This is a genomic window from Devosia algicola (assembly GCF_028816455.1).
GTDB lineage: Bacteria > Pseudomonadota > Alphaproteobacteria > Rhizobiales > Devosiaceae > Devosia > Devosia algicola.
On sequence record NZ_CP118246.1, the window covers coordinates 291,480 to 307,221 of the forward strand.

The window sequence follows — 15,742 nt, forward strand, 5'->3', positions numbered from 1 at the left end:
TTATTAACCATACCATCGCTACCCCGATCAAACAGGATGGCGTGCCCTTACCTAGCCGATAGATGGCAGCGATGTAGGCGGTGGCACCACACGAACCGCGCCAGCCCAACCGCATAGTGCCATCGGCGTATTTTTCAGGCGAAATCGCCGCTCTACCCTTCATGCTGCCCCTGCCGGGGCCCGAATGGGGAGTAAGCCATGCGCAAAATCCTTGTCATCTATGGAACACGGCCTGAGGCGATCAAGGTCGCGCCTCTGATTGCCGCCATGAACGGTTCCAGATATCTCAACGTCGTGGCGGCCGTGACCGGTCAACATCGTCAGATGCTGGACCAGGTCAATCAGCTGTTTGGCATCCAGCCCCGGCACGACCTCAATATCATCGCCGAACGGCAGCAATTGCAGGGCATCACCTGTCGCGCTCTTGAAGGCGTGTCGGACGTGATCGCACTGGAAAAGCCCGATGCGGTGATGGTTCAGGGTGACACAACAACATGCTTTGCGGCGGCACTGGCTGCCTTTTATCAAAAAGTGCCCGTCATCCACGTCGAGGCGGGCTTGAGGACCGGCGATATCTACAATCCGTTCCCCGAGGAAATGAATCGCGGCATGGTGTCCAAACTCGCCTCGCTCCATTTGGCACCGACCGATATATCGCGTCAGAATCTGCTGCGAGAAGCCATTCCCGCCGAGCGCATAAGTGTCACTGGCAATACCGTTATTGATGCCCTGCTTGAAATCGCCGCGCGGCGACTGCCGCCTGATAATCCCGATCTACGCAAGATCATGGGCAAGCGCACCATAGTTTTTACAGCCCATCGGCGGGAGTCTTGGGGCGAACCGATGCGACGCACGGCGCGGGCGATGGCCGAGATCGCCCGTCGATTTCCCGATGTGCATCTGGTCTTGCCTGTCCACCTGAATCCGGTCGTACGCGAAATTCTGCTGCCCCCGCTTGAATCACTCGACAATGTACTGATCACAGAGCCGCTCAGCTACAGTGATTTTGTCGGTGCCATGCGCACGGCCGAACTTGTCCTGACTGATAGCGGCGGCGTGCAGGAAGAAGCGCCGAGTCTTGGCAAACCAGTGCTGGTCTTGCGCGAAACGACCGAACGGCCCGAGGCGGTATCGGCGGGTACCGTCAAGTTGGTGGGAACAAACGAAGCGCTTATCATTGATGAGGTCAGCAAGCTGCTGACCGACAAGGCCGCCTATAACGCCATGGCAAAGGCGGTAAATCCATATGGCGACGGCCACGCGGCAGATCGCTGCGTACAGTCAATTGAGCATTATTTCGGCCACGCCATGCGACCGCGAGATTTTATTGCCAGCACCAACGAGGCTCACGCCCAGGCACCACGCGTGTCGTAAACCACCTTGCCATTCTGCCGAAGGTGACGGAGCGGCCTGAAGGCCTCGTGCTCGACCAGCAATACGATAATGTCAGCGGCATCTGCGGCTTCACCGGCATTGGCCAGGCGAAGATTGGCATTGCTGGTCAGCTTTGGCGGTAATTCATCCACATAGGGGTCCGCCACCATGATCTCGAACTCGGGCAGTGCGCTGGCAATCAAGCCAACAACCTCGACAGCGGCGCTCTCGCGAACGTCGTCGACATTCGCCTTGAACGTCAGCCCCAGGCAGGCGATCGAAGGCGACACAAAGCGCCGCGCCTTGGCGATGACCTGATCCGCCACATGATGTGGTTTGTGATCATTCACTTCGCGGGCGGTTCTGATCAGTCGAGCCAGTTCTGGCGCTGCGGCCACGATAAACCACGGATCGACCGGTATGCAGTGCCCGCCAACGCCCGGACCCGGCGACAGCACATTGACGCGCGGGTGCTGGTTGGCGAGTTTTATCACTTCCCAAACGTCCAGCCCCAGCGACTCCGAGATCAGCGACAACTCATTGGCGAAAGCGATATTGACGTCGCGATAAGAGTTTTCGACCAATTTGGCCATTTCGGCGCTGGCGGCGTCGGTCAACAGGATTTCACCCTGTGAGAACACCCGATAGATACTCGCCGCCCTGGCTGCGCACTGCGAGGTTAACCCGCCAACGACTCGGTTATTGGTGATCATTTCGATCATGATACGACCCGGCAGCACGCGCTCGGGACAATGGGCTACAGATATATCGGCAATGCTACCGGCAACATGGGGCATTTTGAGATCGGGTCGTAGCGCGCCGATCCAGCGGCTCACTTTCTCGGTCGTGCCGGGCGGACTAGTCGATTCCAGCACCACGATTGCGCCGGGCTTCAGGTGCGGGGCGATCTGCTCGGCGGCTGACTGGATATAGGAAAGATCCGCAGTGTGATCGTCGAGGAATGGTGTCGGAACGGCAATGATATAGGCATCAGCCTCTGGAACGTCCTGCGACATCGATAGCCGCCCCATGGCGACCGCGCCACTGACGGCCACGGCGAGGTCCGGTTCGATAAACGGCGTTTCACCGCGTGATATCGCTTCAACGATGCGTGGATTGACGTCCACCCCGATCACCTTGACGCCGCGCGTTGCCAGAACCGTCGCTGTGGGCAGGCCGATATAGCCCATTCCAACCACCACCAGAGTGCCACTGAATACTTCGTTCAACATCATGTCATCCTAAGGTGTGCGTTCAATATCAAGGGGGAGGCTGCGCTGGTCTGACGGCGCGGAACACCAGGATCAAGCGGTGCCGCTGGCCGTATCGCCTCGCGCAATGTCAACGCCAAAAAGGCGCTATTGGTCATTAAATAGCGTTTCCACAGTCGGCCCGGCTCCTGCACCAGCCGATAGGCCCATTCGAGGCCAAGCCGTCGCCAACTCGCCGGTGCGCGTTTTGTCAGGCCGGCAAGAACATCAAACGAGCCACCAACCCCGTGCAGCACCGGCACATTGAGTTCATGGCGGAACCGTTTGAGAAAAATTTCCTTTTTCGGCGAGGCCATGCCGAGAAACAGCATATCGGCGCCAGAGGTGCGAATGTCTTCTGCAATGTTCGTAGCCTCGCCGTCGCTGTAATACCCGTGATGGCTGCCAGCAATTCGGACGCCGGGCCAGCGCTTGCCGATATTGGCCTCAAGCGCCGTCAAAACCTCAGGCTTGGCGCCAAGAAGATAGATACCGCGCCGCTGTTCATCGGCCAGTGCAAGCAATTGCTCAAACAGATCGATACCGGTCACGCGCTCGGGCAGTGGTTTACCCAGCAATCGGCTGGCCCAGACAATCGATTGTCCGTCAGCCAACAGCAGGTCACAATCAAGGATCGCCTCACGCAGACCTGGGTCGCGGCGAAGATTGACAATTTTTGCCGCGTTCAGCACGCCAACGAGCAACGGCGTGTGGCTCTGGATCGCCTGCTTGCAGCGTTCGACCGTCTCCTCCATGCGCATGCCATCGACATAAAGGCCGTAAAGCAACCTGCGTGGGCCATGCGCTGAACCATCAACGGCTGATAACTCCCCCGATGCGTTCAGATTCAATGACATCCAAGCCTCCCAATTTGATGGTGAGGTTAGGAGGAGGTGCCATAGGTCAGCAATCAATCGCTCCGGTCTGCAAGGGGAGTAATATTGATGCCCCTTAGCCCAAGATTAGGTCGCAGGACCGGCCAGCGTGCCTCACCTTATGTAGTGGCTAAGCAGAACGGCAGCAATCTAGCCTAAAATCCGTAGTTCACCCCGTGTCGCCTCAACAATAGTTTTGAAAGATCAACGGGAAGGGGAAAGTGTGAGTCCAAAAACCAGCGTCGACAGTGCGGTTATCGGTGACACAAGCGATCGAACGTTGGCGGTGGTTATCGTCACCTATAACAGCGCCGATACGCTTGGGGGCCTGCTTGACACTCTTTCGACGGGGCTTGAGGGCATCTCGCAAACCGAAATTGTCATCGCCGACAACGCGTCCTCGGACAATTCGCTGGCAATCGCGCAATCCCATCCCCTGGCCACCCGCATTATCCGCACCGGTTACAATGGTGGCTATGCCGCTGGCATCAATGCTGCCTTGGAAACCATCGATAAAGACGCTGACATCTTGCTGCTGAATCCCGACATTCGCCTGTCACCTGGCGTCGCCGCCCGGCTCGTGGCGGCGCTAAGACGTTCCGGTGTCGGTGTCGCGGCACCCAGAATGGTGCACGAAGATGGCAGCCTGACCTTGTCACTTCGACGCGAACCCTCGCTTTGCACCGCATGGGCGGACGCGCTGCTCGGCACCAGGCTGGGTGCTGGCCTCGATTTGGGCGAGTGCGTCTGCAACAGCGACCACTATAGCGGTGCCCGACCCGTTGACTGGGCAAGTGGCGCCGCTTTGGCAATTTCGGCAGAGGCACGCAATTTGGTCGGCCTATGGGACGAGACCTTTTTTCTTTATAGTGAAGAGGTCGATTTTCAACGGCGTGTACGCGCTGCGGGCCTGGAAATTGTTTTTGCACCTGACGCCGAGGTTCTCCACATCGGCGGTGATTATGCTCAAAACAGTCGCCTCTATGCCATACTGACAGCCAATCGAATCAAGGATTTTGCACGCCACCACGGCCCGATCGCGACGACAATGTTTCGGCTCGCAGTATTAACTGGCGAGGCACTCCGCAGTGTCGGCGGTTCGGCGGTGCACCGCGCCGGTGTCAAGGCAACGCTTCGCGTTGGTACCCACGATGCTTGAGCGGCCTGTTGGCGGGAGTGCGGACCGTGCGATCGGTGATAAAATGACATCGTCATTGCGAAAAAACCCGCTGAGTCTCGGCGCAAGGCGATTGTTGTGGGTGCTGCGCAACGAGGGTCTTGCTGGTGCCCTTGATCGAACTCGCGCCAGGCTCGCATCGGCTATAGAGCCGGCAACCACGCGCCGCATTGTGCGCGACGACGATATTTTGAACGCTGACCTCGACGAGCAGTTTGTGCCTTCGTTCGCCAAACCCGGACCCGACGAGGCAATCACGCTGAACTGGCTGATGACGGCGCCAAACCCGGGGTCGGGCGGGCACACCACCATATTCCGGATTATCCGCTACCTTGAGGCCAATGGGTACCACAATCGGGTCTATTTTTACGATGCGCGCCTTGGCAGCATTGATCAATATGTTCACGCTCTGCGCGATTATTACGGGTTTCACGGACCCGTCGAGCGCTTCGACGGATCACTGGCCGACGCTCACGGCGTTTTTGCCACCAGCTGGCCTACCGCATACGCATCCTGCGCCACGCCCAGCAGCGGTAAGCGGTTTTACTTCGTGCAAGACTATGAACCCGATTTTTATGCGGTCAGCACCGATAGAATTCTTGCTGAAAACACCTATCGCATGGGTTTTCATGCCATTACGGCTGGTCGATGGTTGGCCGAAAAGCTCGGCAATGACTTCGCCATGAACGCCGACGCATTCGAGTTCGGCTGTGACACGACAAAATACTCAAACCGGCACGGCCCGCGCAACGGCATAGCGTTCTACGCGCGCCCCGGCACACCGCGTCGCGGCTATGAACTTGGCTTATTGGCGCTGCGTTCCTTCGCGGCCAAACATCCCGAAATCGATATTCATCTCTATGGGGAGGATGTGGGGCCACTGCCATTCCGTGCCATCAATCATGGCCTCGTCAGACCCGAGCAATTGAACGAGATATATAATAAATGCTTTGCCGGCCTCAGCCTGTCTCTGACCAACGTCTCGCTTGTACCACTCGAAATGCTGGCAGCCGGCTGCATCCCGGTGCTCAATGATGCCTACCATAACCGCATGGTCATCGAATCGCCCTATGTACATTATGCAGCCGCGACCCCGCAGGCATTGGCCAGATCGTTGAGCGAGATCGTCGACATGCCAGATTTTTACACCTATGCCCGTGCTGCATCCGAAAGCCAGGATCGTCTGGATTGGGAGAGCGCGGGCGCGGTCGTGGATCAGGCTATCCGACGTGTGCTCAACGCCGGGCCTTAGCGCGCCAAACGCTCCCTGTTACGACTGCGAGTCCTCGGCGAACGTGGCGTTCGCCGCTCAGCAGGTGTCCCCCTGCCAGTCGCCGCTCGTGGCTGGACGCGTGACGGTCTCGACCTCGTGTTCCCCTCGATAGCGGGTGCCTCGGCCGCCCGTGGCGCATCAAGAATCCACATCCCGGCCCCAACCATGAACAGGAAGAACACATATGTGCCGTTCCAGAAGTGGACCATCCAGCCGGTCACGAAAAACGATGCCATGGTAATCAAATATGCGGCGCGGTAGTCATAATGACGTTGATCCAGATTGCGCACGCGGCCGATGGCAATAACGGCGGCGATGAAAAATCCCATCATCAGCAGACCGCCGGGCAGGCCAAAGATGATGGCGTTGTAGAGCCAGAACATGTCAATGCTTGGCGGCATCCACGAGGGTCGGTCCCAACTGCCCAAGCCAACCCCAAGCAGTGGATGTCGGGCAACCGACTGCGTGCCAAATTCCCAGATCAATATGCGAAAATACCCAGAATCCTGCTCAAAGGCGAAGGACACCAGAATGTTTGGCAGGGGACGTTTGGCAAACAGCTGCACCGCTACAATGAACATCAGGATGAGCGCGATAAGAATGCCCCAGCGTGCCTTGATCTGGCTCAGCATCCAGTTCCAGCCGATCAGCAAATATTGCAGTAGTACGCCGCTCATCGGTCCTGACGACAGGGAGAGCGCTGCGGTAAAGGCAACCATTGTCGAGTGCATCCAGCGGCGGCTGAAGCGCATGTCCCGGCCCGCCACCATATGCGTCAGCGCCAGTACACTGCCCAGGCACACCCCCATCAGGATGGGATGTTCAAAAAACAGTTGCGCGCGCCGCAGGCCCCAACGGGGTTCCTTGTACGAAATTTCGATACTGGGAAAGACCTGCGACATGAGACTCGAGATAAATGTTGCGTCCGGATATGGACTCAAGGAGCGCGAACGGCAACAGCGCCAGCACAATCCAGGTCAACAGCCGCGCAAGCGCCCGGAAATCATCGGCGTTTCTGATGCAGCACCGCGTGATCAGGTACGGCGTCACAGTTTCCAGCAGCTGGATGCCGCCGGTCTGTATAGCCGTGGCCGCGCCGTGCAGTATGCCCAGGCTGACCACACACCAGAATGAAAAGGCAAAAAGCAACGTGTCCGCCAGTCTGAGACGGCCGGCACGCCCCTGTGCCAGCCAGATCAGGCACGGCACAAACAGCCCGATCAGAACCAGCCGATAGGGCGTCACCCGAAGGGATCCGAGGTAAAATTCCCACGGCAATAGCCAGGCGATGAGCAGAAAAATCACCGCGCCAGGCACTGCAGCGTGGGTGTCCACAACGTCCGCGTCACGGGCAGGGCGCCTATCGCCCCCGCGATTGAGGCGGGTGCGTTCCGGGCGTGCGTCAGCGCGACTGGCGGTGAGTGTCGACATGGGTGCGATCTCAATCTTCACCCACAAGACTATTGGGATACCCGGCAACGGGCGATTGCTAATAGGAGCCTAGGCACTAAAAACACCCAGTGCTCGAAGCTGCCCGTCTAGGCGTCCAACGCCAAAAACCGGAAGTAACTACATTGGCTTAAGCAACTACGGCAATTGTCGCCTCTGCCAATTCACGCTCTACTTTTACCAATATGTGTTCTCGACTGCGACTGGCAGCGAAGGGTAACGGCGATGACAATATTGGTTACAGGGGGCGCCGGCTTTATCGGGTCGAATTTTATTCGCGACTGGATTGATCTGGTCAACGAGCCGGTTATCAATCTCGATAAGCTCACCTATGCCGGCAATCTCGACAACTTGAGACATGTCGAGGCTTCGCCACGTTATACCTTCGTCCAGGGCGACATTCTGGATACCGACCGCGTGCGATCATTGCTGGCAGGCCATGAAGTGCGCGCCATAGTTCATTTTGCCGCCGAAAGCCATGTGGACCGGTCGATTACCGGACCAGATCAGTTCGTCCAGACCAACGTCGTGGGGACGGCCCAACTGCTCCAGGCAGCCCTGGAGCGTTGGCAGCATGGTCAAAATATCCGGTTTCTGCATGTCTCGACCGATGAGGTCTTTGGTTCTTTGGAGCCAGACGACCCGCCTTTTGTCGAATCCAGTCCTTATTTGCCCAATAGTCCCTATGCCGCGAGCAAGGCGGCGTCCGATCATCTGGTCCGCGCCTACGGCCAGACTTACGGCTTGCCGGTCCTGACAACCCATTGTTCAAACAATTACGGGCCGCACCACTTTCCTGAAAAGCTGATCCCGTTGCTGATACACAATGCAACATCGGGAAAGGATCTGCCGCTCTATGGCGATGGCAGGCAGGTGCGTGATTGGCTATATGTTTCAGACCACTGCCGTGCACTTCGCCTTGTCCTGGCCGATGGTCAGCCCGGCACAACCTACAATATTGGTGGTAATGCCGAACGGCAGAATATCGAGGTCGCTCGAACCGTCTGCGCGGCGCTCGACAGGCAACAGCCATTGGAACGGGGGCGCTCCTACAGCGACCAGATCGTGCTTGTCAGGGATCGGCCCGGCCACGACCGGCGCTATGCCATAAACAGCACCAAACTGCGCAATGAACTTGGTTGGGCGCCGCTCGAGAATTTTGATGATGGTATCGGCAAAACCGTCCAATGGTACCTCAGCCATCCCGGATGGGTCGAAGCGATCACCTCGGGAACATATCGCGACTGGATCGCGAGGCAATATTCATGAAAATATTGATCCTGGGGGGATCAGGGCAGGTTGGTTGGGAATTGCAACGTGCGCTGGCCCCGCTGGGCGAGTTGGTGATCCTGCCGCGCTCTATCCTCGATCTGGGCACCTCTGACGCCATCGACGATATTGTGTTGAGCCAAAAGCCGGATGCCGTGGTCAATGCCGCCGCCTACACTGCCGTTGACGCCGCTGAAGCCAACCCCGATCTTGCGGATGCGATAAATCATCGGGCGGTCGATGCCCTCGCCAGGGCCGTCGCCGAGCGGGGCTGTTGGCTCGTCCACTATTCGTCCGACTATGTCTATGACGGGTCCGGCGTCCTGCCATACCGGGAAACCGAACCCACAAAGCCGCTGAATATCTATGGCCGCAGCAAGCTGGCAGGCGATGAATCCATCACCGCCTCTGGCTGCAACCATTTGATTTTGCGCACCTCATGGGTGCACGCCGCGCGCGGTCGCAATTTCATTGGTCGCATTCTCGAACTTGCACAGGAACGCGATAGTCTGCGCATTGTGGCCGACCAACATGGTGCCCCTACCAGCGCCGAACTCATCGCCGATGTCACGGCCCATCTCTTGACGCGCGTGCGCGAGAGTGGCGCCAGGTCCGGTGTTTATCACCTCGCGGCGTCGGGCGAGACAAGCTGGCATGAAATCGCCCGGTTCGTGGTGGGCGAGGCGACCCGGCAAGGGCGCGTGCTCAAGCTGTCGCCGGGTGCCATCGAGCCGATCATGACTGCAGAATATGAGACGCCGGCCAAGCGGCCGCTAAATTCTCGTCTGGATACCCACATGCTGCGACAAACCTTTGGCCTCACCTTGCCCGACTGGCAGTTTGGTGTTCGCCGTACTGTAACCGAACAGGTGAGTCTCATGACCCGACGCGGTATTATTCTGGCCGGGGGTAATGGTACGCGCCTGCATCCGGCAACCTTTGCCATGTCCAAGCAACTCCTGCCGGTCTACGACAAACCGATGATCTACTACTCGATGACGACGCTGATGTTGGCCGGTATTCGAGAGATGCTGTTGATTTCGACCCCCGAAGACCTGCCCAGATTTCGTCGCCTGCTTGGCGATGGCGGGCAGTGGGGCGTGTCGTTTTCATATGCCGAGCAGCCCGAACCGAACGGATTGGCGCAGGCCTTTGTCATCGGCGAGGAATTTATCGGCGACCGTTCAAGCGCATTGGTGTTGGGCGACAATCTGTTTTTCGGGCATGATTTTCAGGCGCTGCTCCGTCACGCTGACGCCAGCAAACACGGGGCGACGGTTTTCGCCTATCATGTCAATGATCCAAGCCGCTACGGCGTGGCCGAGTTCAACAAGGACGGATTGGTCATCGGCATCGAAGAGAAACCCAAAAAACCAAAGTCGAACTACGCTGTCACCGGGCTCTATTTTTATGATGCGCAAGTTGTCGAGTTGGCCAAGAGCCTGAAACCGTCGGCGCGAGGGGAACTCGAAATAACCGATCTCAATGCGCTCTACCTGGAAAAGGGCGAACTCCACGTCGAGATGATGGGGCGGGGCTACGCCTGGCTCGACACCGGTACCCATGATTCATTGCTGGACGCCGGGCAGTTCATCGCTACCGTCGAACGGCGCCAAGGGCAAAAAATCGCCTGTCCTGAGGAAATCGCCTGGCGCCAGGGCTGGATCGACACACCCGAACTGCTCGCCTTGGCCACGGCACTCGAACATAGTGGTTATGGCCGCTATTTGCGCGCACTGGTGGCGGAGGGGTTGGCGTGATGAAATCGACAAGGCTTGGCCCGGAGGGGCTCATCCTATTGGAACCCGCTATTTTCGATGATGCGCGCGGCGCATTTTTCGAGAGCCTTCAACAGCGCTGTGTTTGCCGATCTGGTCGGCACCACGCCCGACTTTGTGCAGGACAATCACTCGGTGTCGCATCGCGGCGTGCTGCGGGGCCTGCACTTTCAGGCGGCACCAGCACAGCAGGGAAAGCTGGTGCGGGCCGTTCGCGGGGCGATTTTCGACGTCGCGGTTGATCTTCGGAAAGACTCAAATACCTTTGGGCGCTGGGAAGGGGTGTCGCTCACCGCCGAAAACCGCAAGCAACTCTGGATTCCGCCCGGCTTTGCCCATGGCTTTCTGGCCCTCACCGACTGTGAAGTGCTGTACAAGACCGATGCTTATTATGCGCCCGAGTTTGAACGGACCATCCGGTGGGACGATCCGTCGATCAAAATCGACTGGCCGCTCACGTCGGCACCGACGCTATCCCCCAAGGATGCTGGGGCAGGGTCGTTGCACGAGGTGCTGGGTGCCGCAGGCCTTCCAGCCTGATTTGTCAATTGATTTGGTCGGCCCTCGGCGGCGGTGACAGCCGCCCGACGACGCCGCCCGAGTGCCAGGCGTATAGCAACCACCCCAACTCGTAGGGACGGCACTCATAGTCGATTTTTCCCGGCGGAAACACGGCGTTCAAACCCGGCAATCGCCATCCTCTCTTGAGCGATGTACTGATCGCCGACATTGAACGCACCAGTTTTGCGGGCTCGGTTCGGCCGACCTTGCGCCAGATCATGCCATCAGCGGGCGACACAATTGGATCATCGGTTTCGGGGTGGCTGTTTATCCATTCAAGCCCTCTTGCCACGGCGGCTCGATGGTCGGTACCACCGGCCTCGCGCAGGTCCAGAAGCGCCATTGGGGCCATCGCATGCTGATGGACGCTGTAAACGGGGAAACCCTCTACGACGCTGCCGTCGCGCGTATCGTAATGCCACCACCATTGCCCCGCCGTGCCCTGCAATTCGACAATTCGCCCCGCGCACGCATTAGCGGCCTGCAATGCTTCCGGATTGTTCTCGGCATAGCCCAGCCGCGCGAGTGCCTGAATTGGATATACCTGGTCGGCAAAACACCCAAGATGGGCACGGTGCCAATGGGCTGCACCAACCGGTGTGACGTGGCCAAAAAGCCAACCGGCACCCTGAGCCGCCAACAGGCGCTGCGTGGCCGCAATCTTTAATTTGTCGACCCGACCAAGGTGCCGCGCCGCCATCGCGGCGGTCAACGCCCAGGCACAGGGCACGGTTTCGACAACATTGTCGCTGGCCAACATTGTTTCCAGCCTGTCAAACAATGCACCCGCAAACACGCCAGCCGTTTCGGCGGCGGCCCACGCCGCCAGCGCCACCGCGCCGATATCGTCGGCGTCTGCCGCTCGATGGGCGCAAACCAGCGCCAATTCGGCGGCAGAGGTTTTGCCAAGAACCGACCGCTGGGTGCTTTCGGGCAACCACCCCAGCCCCTGCGCGACAATGATTGCATAGCGCAAATTCCCACCCTCGGGTCGGGTACCGGTGCCGTTTTGATTGCTGATGCTGCGCATGGTTTGCGGAAAATGCCCGTCGCCCAACCGCATTTTTGTCAGCCCATCCAGCGCCAGATCGCAAAAGTCGGGTAAGCGCGCCACTGTTTCCGAGGGGCCCGAACTCAGCCCATGCAACCGAGAGGGGCGTGGTTGCTCGTCCTTCCCCAAATCAGCCTGATCCATAGCTTGTGACACCTCGCCAGGCTCCCGTCCCTTAGCCGTACGTCATCCACGATCCGATAAACCTGCCATGATGAGTCCCAATGTGCACGTTGCTCATGCGATGCAATTCTTGCCTCATGCTGCTGCACGCGGTGTAGGAAGTCAGTGAAATCTAACCCGATTTATGCATGCCAACGCTCAAAGATCGTCACGATTCCACATGTCCAGATGTTTGGCAGCGTCGTCGCGCCAGATAAGTTCAATCATGCGTTGGGCGCGATAAAGCCGTACCCGCGTGACACAGCCCAGCGCTGCCCAACGGTCCCGCCATCGCGATAGCTTTGACGTTCCAGCAGTGGTGAGGATTTCGGCAACGGGGGAGGCGGCAACAATGGCGCATTTTACCAACCAGCGCAGCTTGCCCAGCGGGCGCACCGTTGCCTCACCAAACTCGTGGGCAACATGACGGTCCCAACGGCGCGCCAATTCGTCAAACCCGTGGCACGACGGCGTGTTGACCCGTGCCCCTTCAATATAGGTTATGCGACAGCCCAATGCGCTGGCACGCTGGCCCCACTCGGTATCTTCCATCGTCGAAATGCCGCCAAACGGTCCCACTTTTTGAAATATCGTGGCGCGAACACTCATATTGCCTGTTGCCGCATAGCCGTCTCGCTCAACATAACGACGCGCCCGGTAGCTATAGACGCTCTCGTAGCATTCCACCGCCGTGAGCCGATCCGGGTCGGCGGGGCGTATGCCTATGTCGCCACCGGCAAAATCGACATCGGGATGGTTCTTGAAGGTGCGCACGATCGCGTCCAGCCATCCGGCGGCTGGGACGCAATCCGCGTCAATAAAAGCCAGGATCGGTGCACGAGCCAGCGACGCGCCAAGATTTCTGGCCGGTCCCGGGCCAGGCGTCAACTCGCGAACCAACTGCACGTTGGGCGTCATGGACCGCACAAACTCGGGCATCTGTGCCGAGCCATTGTCCACGACGATAATCTCGAACTGGCAATCCCCGACGTCCTGAGCATTCAGGCCCATAAGGCACAGTCTCAAATCATCAGGTTCGTTAAGGTGCGGGATAATAACACTGATATCGAACTGCGTCGCCATCGTCACTGCCCTCCCGAAAATCTCGCCGAACCATGGCCAGAGACCCATTTTCGGGGCAGACTTACGCGATCGCAATTAGCCGAGTTTTGAGAACCGATAGCTCTATGTGCTACGGGGGGAACCGACCACCATATCGCGCTCCCAATCACAGGCGCATCAATCGGGGTCGCCGCGCATCCGCAACACGCGCGCCGGCACGCCCGCCGCAATGGCATATGCGGGAATGTCGGTCGTAACGACCGCGCCGGCGCCGATGATGGCGCCTTCCCCGATCGTCACCCCCGGCAGGATACTTGCATTGGTGCCTATATCCGCGCCCGCGCCGACCCGAACAGGCTTGATCTCGGGCTCTGTTGCGATGACCGGCACGTCCAGCGGTAAACCGGTGTGCTGAGATCCCAGCACCTTGGCGCCAGGTCCCCAACCTACATTGTCGCCGAGGACCAGATTGCGGGCATCAAGAAAGGCGTGCGGGCCAATCCATACCTTGTCCCCGATCTCGCAGGTGCCATCAAAACGCCCCTGAATATAGGCTCCGGCACCGATAAAGACATTGGCACCGATCACAAAGGTTTCGAGATGTTTGAAGCCCGCCTGGCTGCCGATCTGCAGTCCGGGTCCGCACTGGCGTGCCCCGCATTTCCACACCATTTTTCGCATCAGGCAATCCAGCTTGCCGTCCCCGGTCGCAAAACGCGCATAGACATCCTGGAGTGAATCGCCGCCATAGCTTTGGCGCATCCACGCGGCTAGGCCGTCCTCAAACTCGGGATCATCCTCGATGGGTCGACGACCATGAACAGGTTGGATCTGGCGGCTCGCAAGCTTGGTTTCAGTCGTCATCAGCACTACCCCCAAACCCGTCTATCGGCGTTCCCTTCGTCTGGGCACCTGATATTGGAAGGTTAGCAGGACCGAGGCGGGCGGCAATTTCTCAATGGAGCCTATTGTTCCATTCGCCCATGCAACTCTTGATCTACTGGCGACCAACTGCCTAGCTCAAACGAAAACAATCTAGATAGAGTGATCTATTTTTGGCGCGAAATCCTGTCGCTTTCGACATGATCGGCGCCGTTTTGGGCTCTAAACTCAAGAACTGTCGGTAAAAAATGGCGCGTGACGACAGGCCGAAATTATATGCGGCAGTCCAGGATCATCTGCCGCTAAATAATATTCGGCCCCTCTAGATAAATATCCGTAGTTCACTGTTCCTGCCTGCCGGGCTAACGTCAGCTCAGGCAATCCAGCCCGTATCGCCCAGCGCAACAGGGAACCCGCATGACAACAGTCGACATCGTTGTTCCTTGCTACAACTATGCGCGCTACCTCGGGCAATGCGTAGAAAGCGTGTTGTCGCAGCAAAAAGTGTCGGTGCGCGTTTTGATCATCGACGATTGCTCGACCGACAACTCCGCCGAAGTCGGCTTCGAGCCTGGCGCGCATCCACCCGACCGTGAAATACCGCCGTCACCACACCAATATGGGCCACATTGCCACCTATAATGACGGCATTGCCGATCTGAACAGCGATTATTTTCTCCTGCTGTCTGCCGATGATCACCTGCTGCCCGACGCGCTCTATCGAGCCACCAGCTTGATGGACAAGCAACGCGACGTCAGCTTTGTATTTGGCCGCGCCCTGTTGAGCGGTGATCATGGTCCGCCCGAACGGCTCTCGCCCCTCCCGTCCACAGCGCCCGATCAGGTCATGAGCGGACGGCGTTTTGTAGAACTTACCGCTGCGCGGAATATCGTACCCACACCGACCGCTATCGTGCGCACCAGCGTGCAACTCGACGCGGGTGGCTATCGTCCCGATCTGCCCCATACCGGTGATATGGAAATGTGGTTGCGGCTGGCGGCTTATGGTCGCGTTGGCTATGTCGATGCGGACCAGGCCGTCTATCGCATGCATGGCGCCAATATGTCGGTCACCTATGAGGGCTTGGCGGATCTGCAGGCGCGCGAAAAGGCCTTGAATGTCTTTTTTGCCGACGGCGCCCGAAAAATCGACCCCACCGGCGGCCTTCAGCGCAAATGCCAAAGTCAACTTGCTGGCGAAGCTTTTCGTCATGCGAGCATGGCGCTCAATCGCGGCGACGCGCACGCAGCCACAGATTTTCGGCTCTATGGACTGTCGATTTCGCCCAGGGCGCGCCTGTCCATGCAGTGGCTGAAATTGCTCGTCAAACGACTATTGCCGCGCCAGTCAATTCCGAACCAAAACTGATTGCGGCTGGTAATCCCGGCTTGATTGCCTGGATATTGGTCAACTTTACTTCAAGAAAACGGACTAGTCCCGCAGTAATCCTTCGATTGATTTCGGCGGCCCGTAGGGCGTGCCAAACTGTCCCTCAGTCAGATATTGGGGGCTCGCGTGAAAACGTACTCAAACACAGTTCGCGGCCAGTCGACATTGTACCAGAACGTGGCCATGCAG

General features: G+C 58.4%; 15 protein-coding genes and 1 pseudogene. 9 read left to right on the forward strand and 7 right to left on the reverse strand.

Features of this window, described 5'->3' with window-relative positions; genetic code table 11:
* Positions 1–198 precede the first annotated feature (198 nt).
* Positions 199–1,374, forward strand: a complete 1,176-nt coding sequence (wecB, locus tag PSQ19_RS01550) for a non-hydrolyzing UDP-N-acetylglucosamine 2-epimerase (RefSeq protein WP_282219340.1) — start codon at positions 199–201, stop codon at positions 1,372–1,374.
* Here wecB and wecC read toward each other — a convergent pair.
* Both wecC and PSQ19_RS01560 read right to left on the reverse strand, forming a co-directional pair.
* Positions 1,347–2,609, reverse strand: a complete 1,263-nt coding sequence (gene wecC, locus PSQ19_RS01555) for a UDP-N-acetyl-D-mannosamine dehydrogenase (protein WP_282219341.1) — start codon at positions 2,607–2,609, stop codon at positions 1,347–1,349. The genes wecB and wecC overlap by 28 nt on opposite strands.
* Positions 2,606–3,481 carry a WecB/TagA/CpsF family glycosyltransferase gene (locus PSQ19_RS01560; RefSeq protein ID WP_282219342.1) on the reverse strand — a complete coding sequence of 292 codons (876 nt, stop codon included), beginning with the start codon at positions 3,479–3,481 and terminating at the stop codon, positions 2,606–2,608. Before PSQ19_RS01560 ends, wecC begins: the two co-directional genes overlap by 4 nt.
* 241 nt (positions 3,482–3,722) lie before the next feature.
* Here PSQ19_RS01560 and PSQ19_RS01565 point away from each other — a divergent pair, with 241 nt between their 5' ends.
* Positions 3,723–4,658 carry a glycosyltransferase gene (locus PSQ19_RS01565; protein WP_282219343.1) on the forward strand — a complete coding sequence of 312 codons (936 nt, stop codon included), beginning with the start codon at positions 3,723–3,725 and terminating at the stop codon, positions 4,656–4,658.
* A 100-nt stretch (positions 4,659–4,758) separates the two neighbouring features.
* Positions 4,759–5,928 carry a rhamnosyltransferase WsaF family glycosyltransferase gene (locus PSQ19_RS01570; protein WP_282219344.1) on the forward strand — a complete coding sequence of 390 codons (1,170 nt, stop codon included), beginning with the start codon at positions 4,759–4,761 and terminating at the stop codon, positions 5,926–5,928.
* Here PSQ19_RS01570 and PSQ19_RS01575 read toward each other — a convergent pair.
* Together PSQ19_RS01575 and PSQ19_RS01580 are read right to left on the reverse strand one after the other, a co-directional pair.
* Positions 5,925–6,851: an O-antigen ligase family protein gene (locus PSQ19_RS01575; RefSeq protein ID WP_282219345.1), complete on the reverse strand. Its 927-nt coding sequence runs from the start codon at positions 6,849–6,851 to the stop codon at positions 5,925–5,927. The two genes, PSQ19_RS01570 and PSQ19_RS01575, sit on opposite strands and share 4 nt — an antisense overlap.
* Positions 6,772–7,380 carry a hypothetical protein gene (locus PSQ19_RS01580; protein ID WP_282219346.1) on the reverse strand — a complete coding sequence of 203 codons (609 nt, stop codon included), beginning with the start codon at positions 7,378–7,380 and terminating at the stop codon, positions 6,772–6,774. The genes PSQ19_RS01575 and PSQ19_RS01580 overlap by 80 nt, the downstream gene beginning before the upstream one ends.
* A gap of 243 nt (positions 7,381–7,623) precedes the next feature.
* Here PSQ19_RS01580 and rfbB point away from each other — a divergent pair, with 243 nt between their 5' ends.
* The 4 genes and pseudogenes from rfbB (at position 7,624) to rfbC (ending at position 10,985) form a co-directional block, all read left to right on the forward strand.
* The gene (gene rfbB, locus PSQ19_RS01585) at positions 7,624–8,667 is read left to right on the forward strand and encodes a dTDP-glucose 4,6-dehydratase (RefSeq protein WP_282219347.1); all 1,044 of its coding nucleotides are present in this window, start codon (positions 7,624–7,626) and stop codon (positions 8,665–8,667) included.
* Positions 8,664–9,518 (forward strand): annotated as a pseudogene (rfbD, locus tag PSQ19_RS01590) (dTDP-4-dehydrorhamnose reductase); the annotation flags it as partial. The gene rfbB and the pseudogene rfbD, both read left to right, overlap by 4 nt.
* A 27-nt stretch (positions 9,519–9,545) precedes the next feature.
* Positions 9,546–10,427, forward strand: a complete 882-nt coding sequence (rfbA, locus tag PSQ19_RS01595; protein WP_282220772.1) for a glucose-1-phosphate thymidylyltransferase RfbA — start codon at positions 9,546–9,548, stop codon at positions 10,425–10,427.
* Between the two features lie 57 nt (positions 10,428–10,484).
* On the forward strand, positions 10,485–10,985 hold the full coding sequence (gene rfbC, locus PSQ19_RS01600) for a dTDP-4-dehydrorhamnose 3,5-epimerase (protein WP_328517712.1): 501 nt from the start codon (positions 10,485–10,487) through the stop codon (positions 10,983–10,985).
* Positions 10,986–10,989: 4 nt separating this feature from the next.
* Here the strand turns inward: rfbC and PSQ19_RS01605 are convergent, their stop codons facing one another.
* From PSQ19_RS01605 to PSQ19_RS01615, 3 genes are all read right to left on the reverse strand, one after another.
* Positions 10,990–12,213, reverse strand: a complete 1,224-nt coding sequence (locus PSQ19_RS01605; protein ID WP_282219348.1) for a hypothetical protein — start codon at positions 12,211–12,213, stop codon at positions 10,990–10,992.
* A gap of 165 nt (positions 12,214–12,378) precedes the next feature.
* Positions 12,379–13,302: a glycosyltransferase gene (locus PSQ19_RS01610; RefSeq protein ID WP_282219349.1), complete on the reverse strand. Its 924-nt coding sequence runs from the start codon at positions 13,300–13,302 to the stop codon at positions 12,379–12,381.
* Between the two features lie 156 nt (positions 13,303–13,458).
* Complete coding sequence (locus PSQ19_RS01615) at positions 13,459–14,145, reverse strand: acyltransferase (protein WP_282219350.1); 687 nt, start codon at positions 14,143–14,145, stop codon at positions 13,459–13,461.
* A gap of 435 nt (positions 14,146–14,580) precedes the next feature.
* Here PSQ19_RS01615 and PSQ19_RS01620 point away from each other — a divergent pair, with 435 nt between their 5' ends.
* Together PSQ19_RS01620 and PSQ19_RS01625 are read left to right on the forward strand one after the other, a co-directional pair.
* Complete coding sequence (locus tag PSQ19_RS01620; protein ID WP_282219351.1) at positions 14,581–14,805, forward strand: glycosyltransferase family 2 protein; 225 nt, start codon at positions 14,581–14,583, stop codon at positions 14,803–14,805.
* Positions 14,783–15,532: a glycosyltransferase family protein gene (locus PSQ19_RS01625; protein ID WP_282219352.1), complete on the forward strand. Its 750-nt coding sequence runs from the start codon at positions 14,783–14,785 to the stop codon at positions 15,530–15,532. Before PSQ19_RS01620 ends, PSQ19_RS01625 begins: the two co-directional genes overlap by 23 nt.
* The last annotated feature ends 210 nt before the right edge of the window (positions 15,533–15,742 follow it).

Excerpts from the sequence above, each read along its gene's own strand:
- wecB (WP_282219340.1), top strand. The coding sequence starts at position 199 with ATGCGCAAAATCCTTGTCATCTATGGAACACGGCCTGAGGCGATCAAG.
- wecC (WP_282219341.1), bottom strand. The coding sequence starts at position 2,609 with ATGATGTTGAACGAAGTATTCAGTGGCACTCTGGTGGTGGTTGGAATG.
- PSQ19_RS01560 (WP_282219342.1), bottom strand. The coding sequence starts at position 3,481 with ATGTCATTGAATCTGAACGCATCGGGGGAGTTATCAGCCGTTGATGGT.
- PSQ19_RS01575 (WP_282219345.1), bottom strand. The coding sequence starts at position 6,851 with ATGTCGCAGGTCTTTCCCAGTATCGAAATTTCGTACAAGGAACCCCGT.
- PSQ19_RS01580 (WP_282219346.1), bottom strand. The coding sequence starts at position 7,380 with ATGTCGACACTCACCGCCAGTCGCGCTGACGCACGCCCGGAACGCACC.
- rfbB (WP_282219347.1), top strand. The coding sequence starts at position 7,624 with ATGACAATATTGGTTACAGGGGGCGCCGGCTTTATCGGGTCGAATTTT.
- rfbA (WP_282220772.1), top strand. The coding sequence starts at position 9,546 with ATGACCCGACGCGGTATTATTCTGGCCGGGGGTAATGGTACGCGCCTG.
- rfbC (WP_328517712.1), top strand. The coding sequence starts at position 10,485 with ATGATGCGCGCGGCGCATTTTTCGAGAGCCTTCAACAGCGCTGTGTTT.
- PSQ19_RS01610 (WP_282219349.1), bottom strand. The coding sequence starts at position 13,302 with ATGGCGACGCAGTTCGATATCAGTGTTATTATCCCGCACCTTAACGAA.
- PSQ19_RS01615 (WP_282219350.1), bottom strand. The coding sequence starts at position 14,145 with ATGACGACTGAAACCAAGCTTGCGAGCCGCCAGATCCAACCTGTTCAT.
- PSQ19_RS01620 (WP_282219351.1), top strand. The coding sequence starts at position 14,581 with ATGACAACAGTCGACATCGTTGTTCCTTGCTACAACTATGCGCGCTAC.
- PSQ19_RS01625 (WP_282219352.1), top strand. The coding sequence starts at position 14,783 with ATGGGCCACATTGCCACCTATAATGACGGCATTGCCGATCTGAACAGC.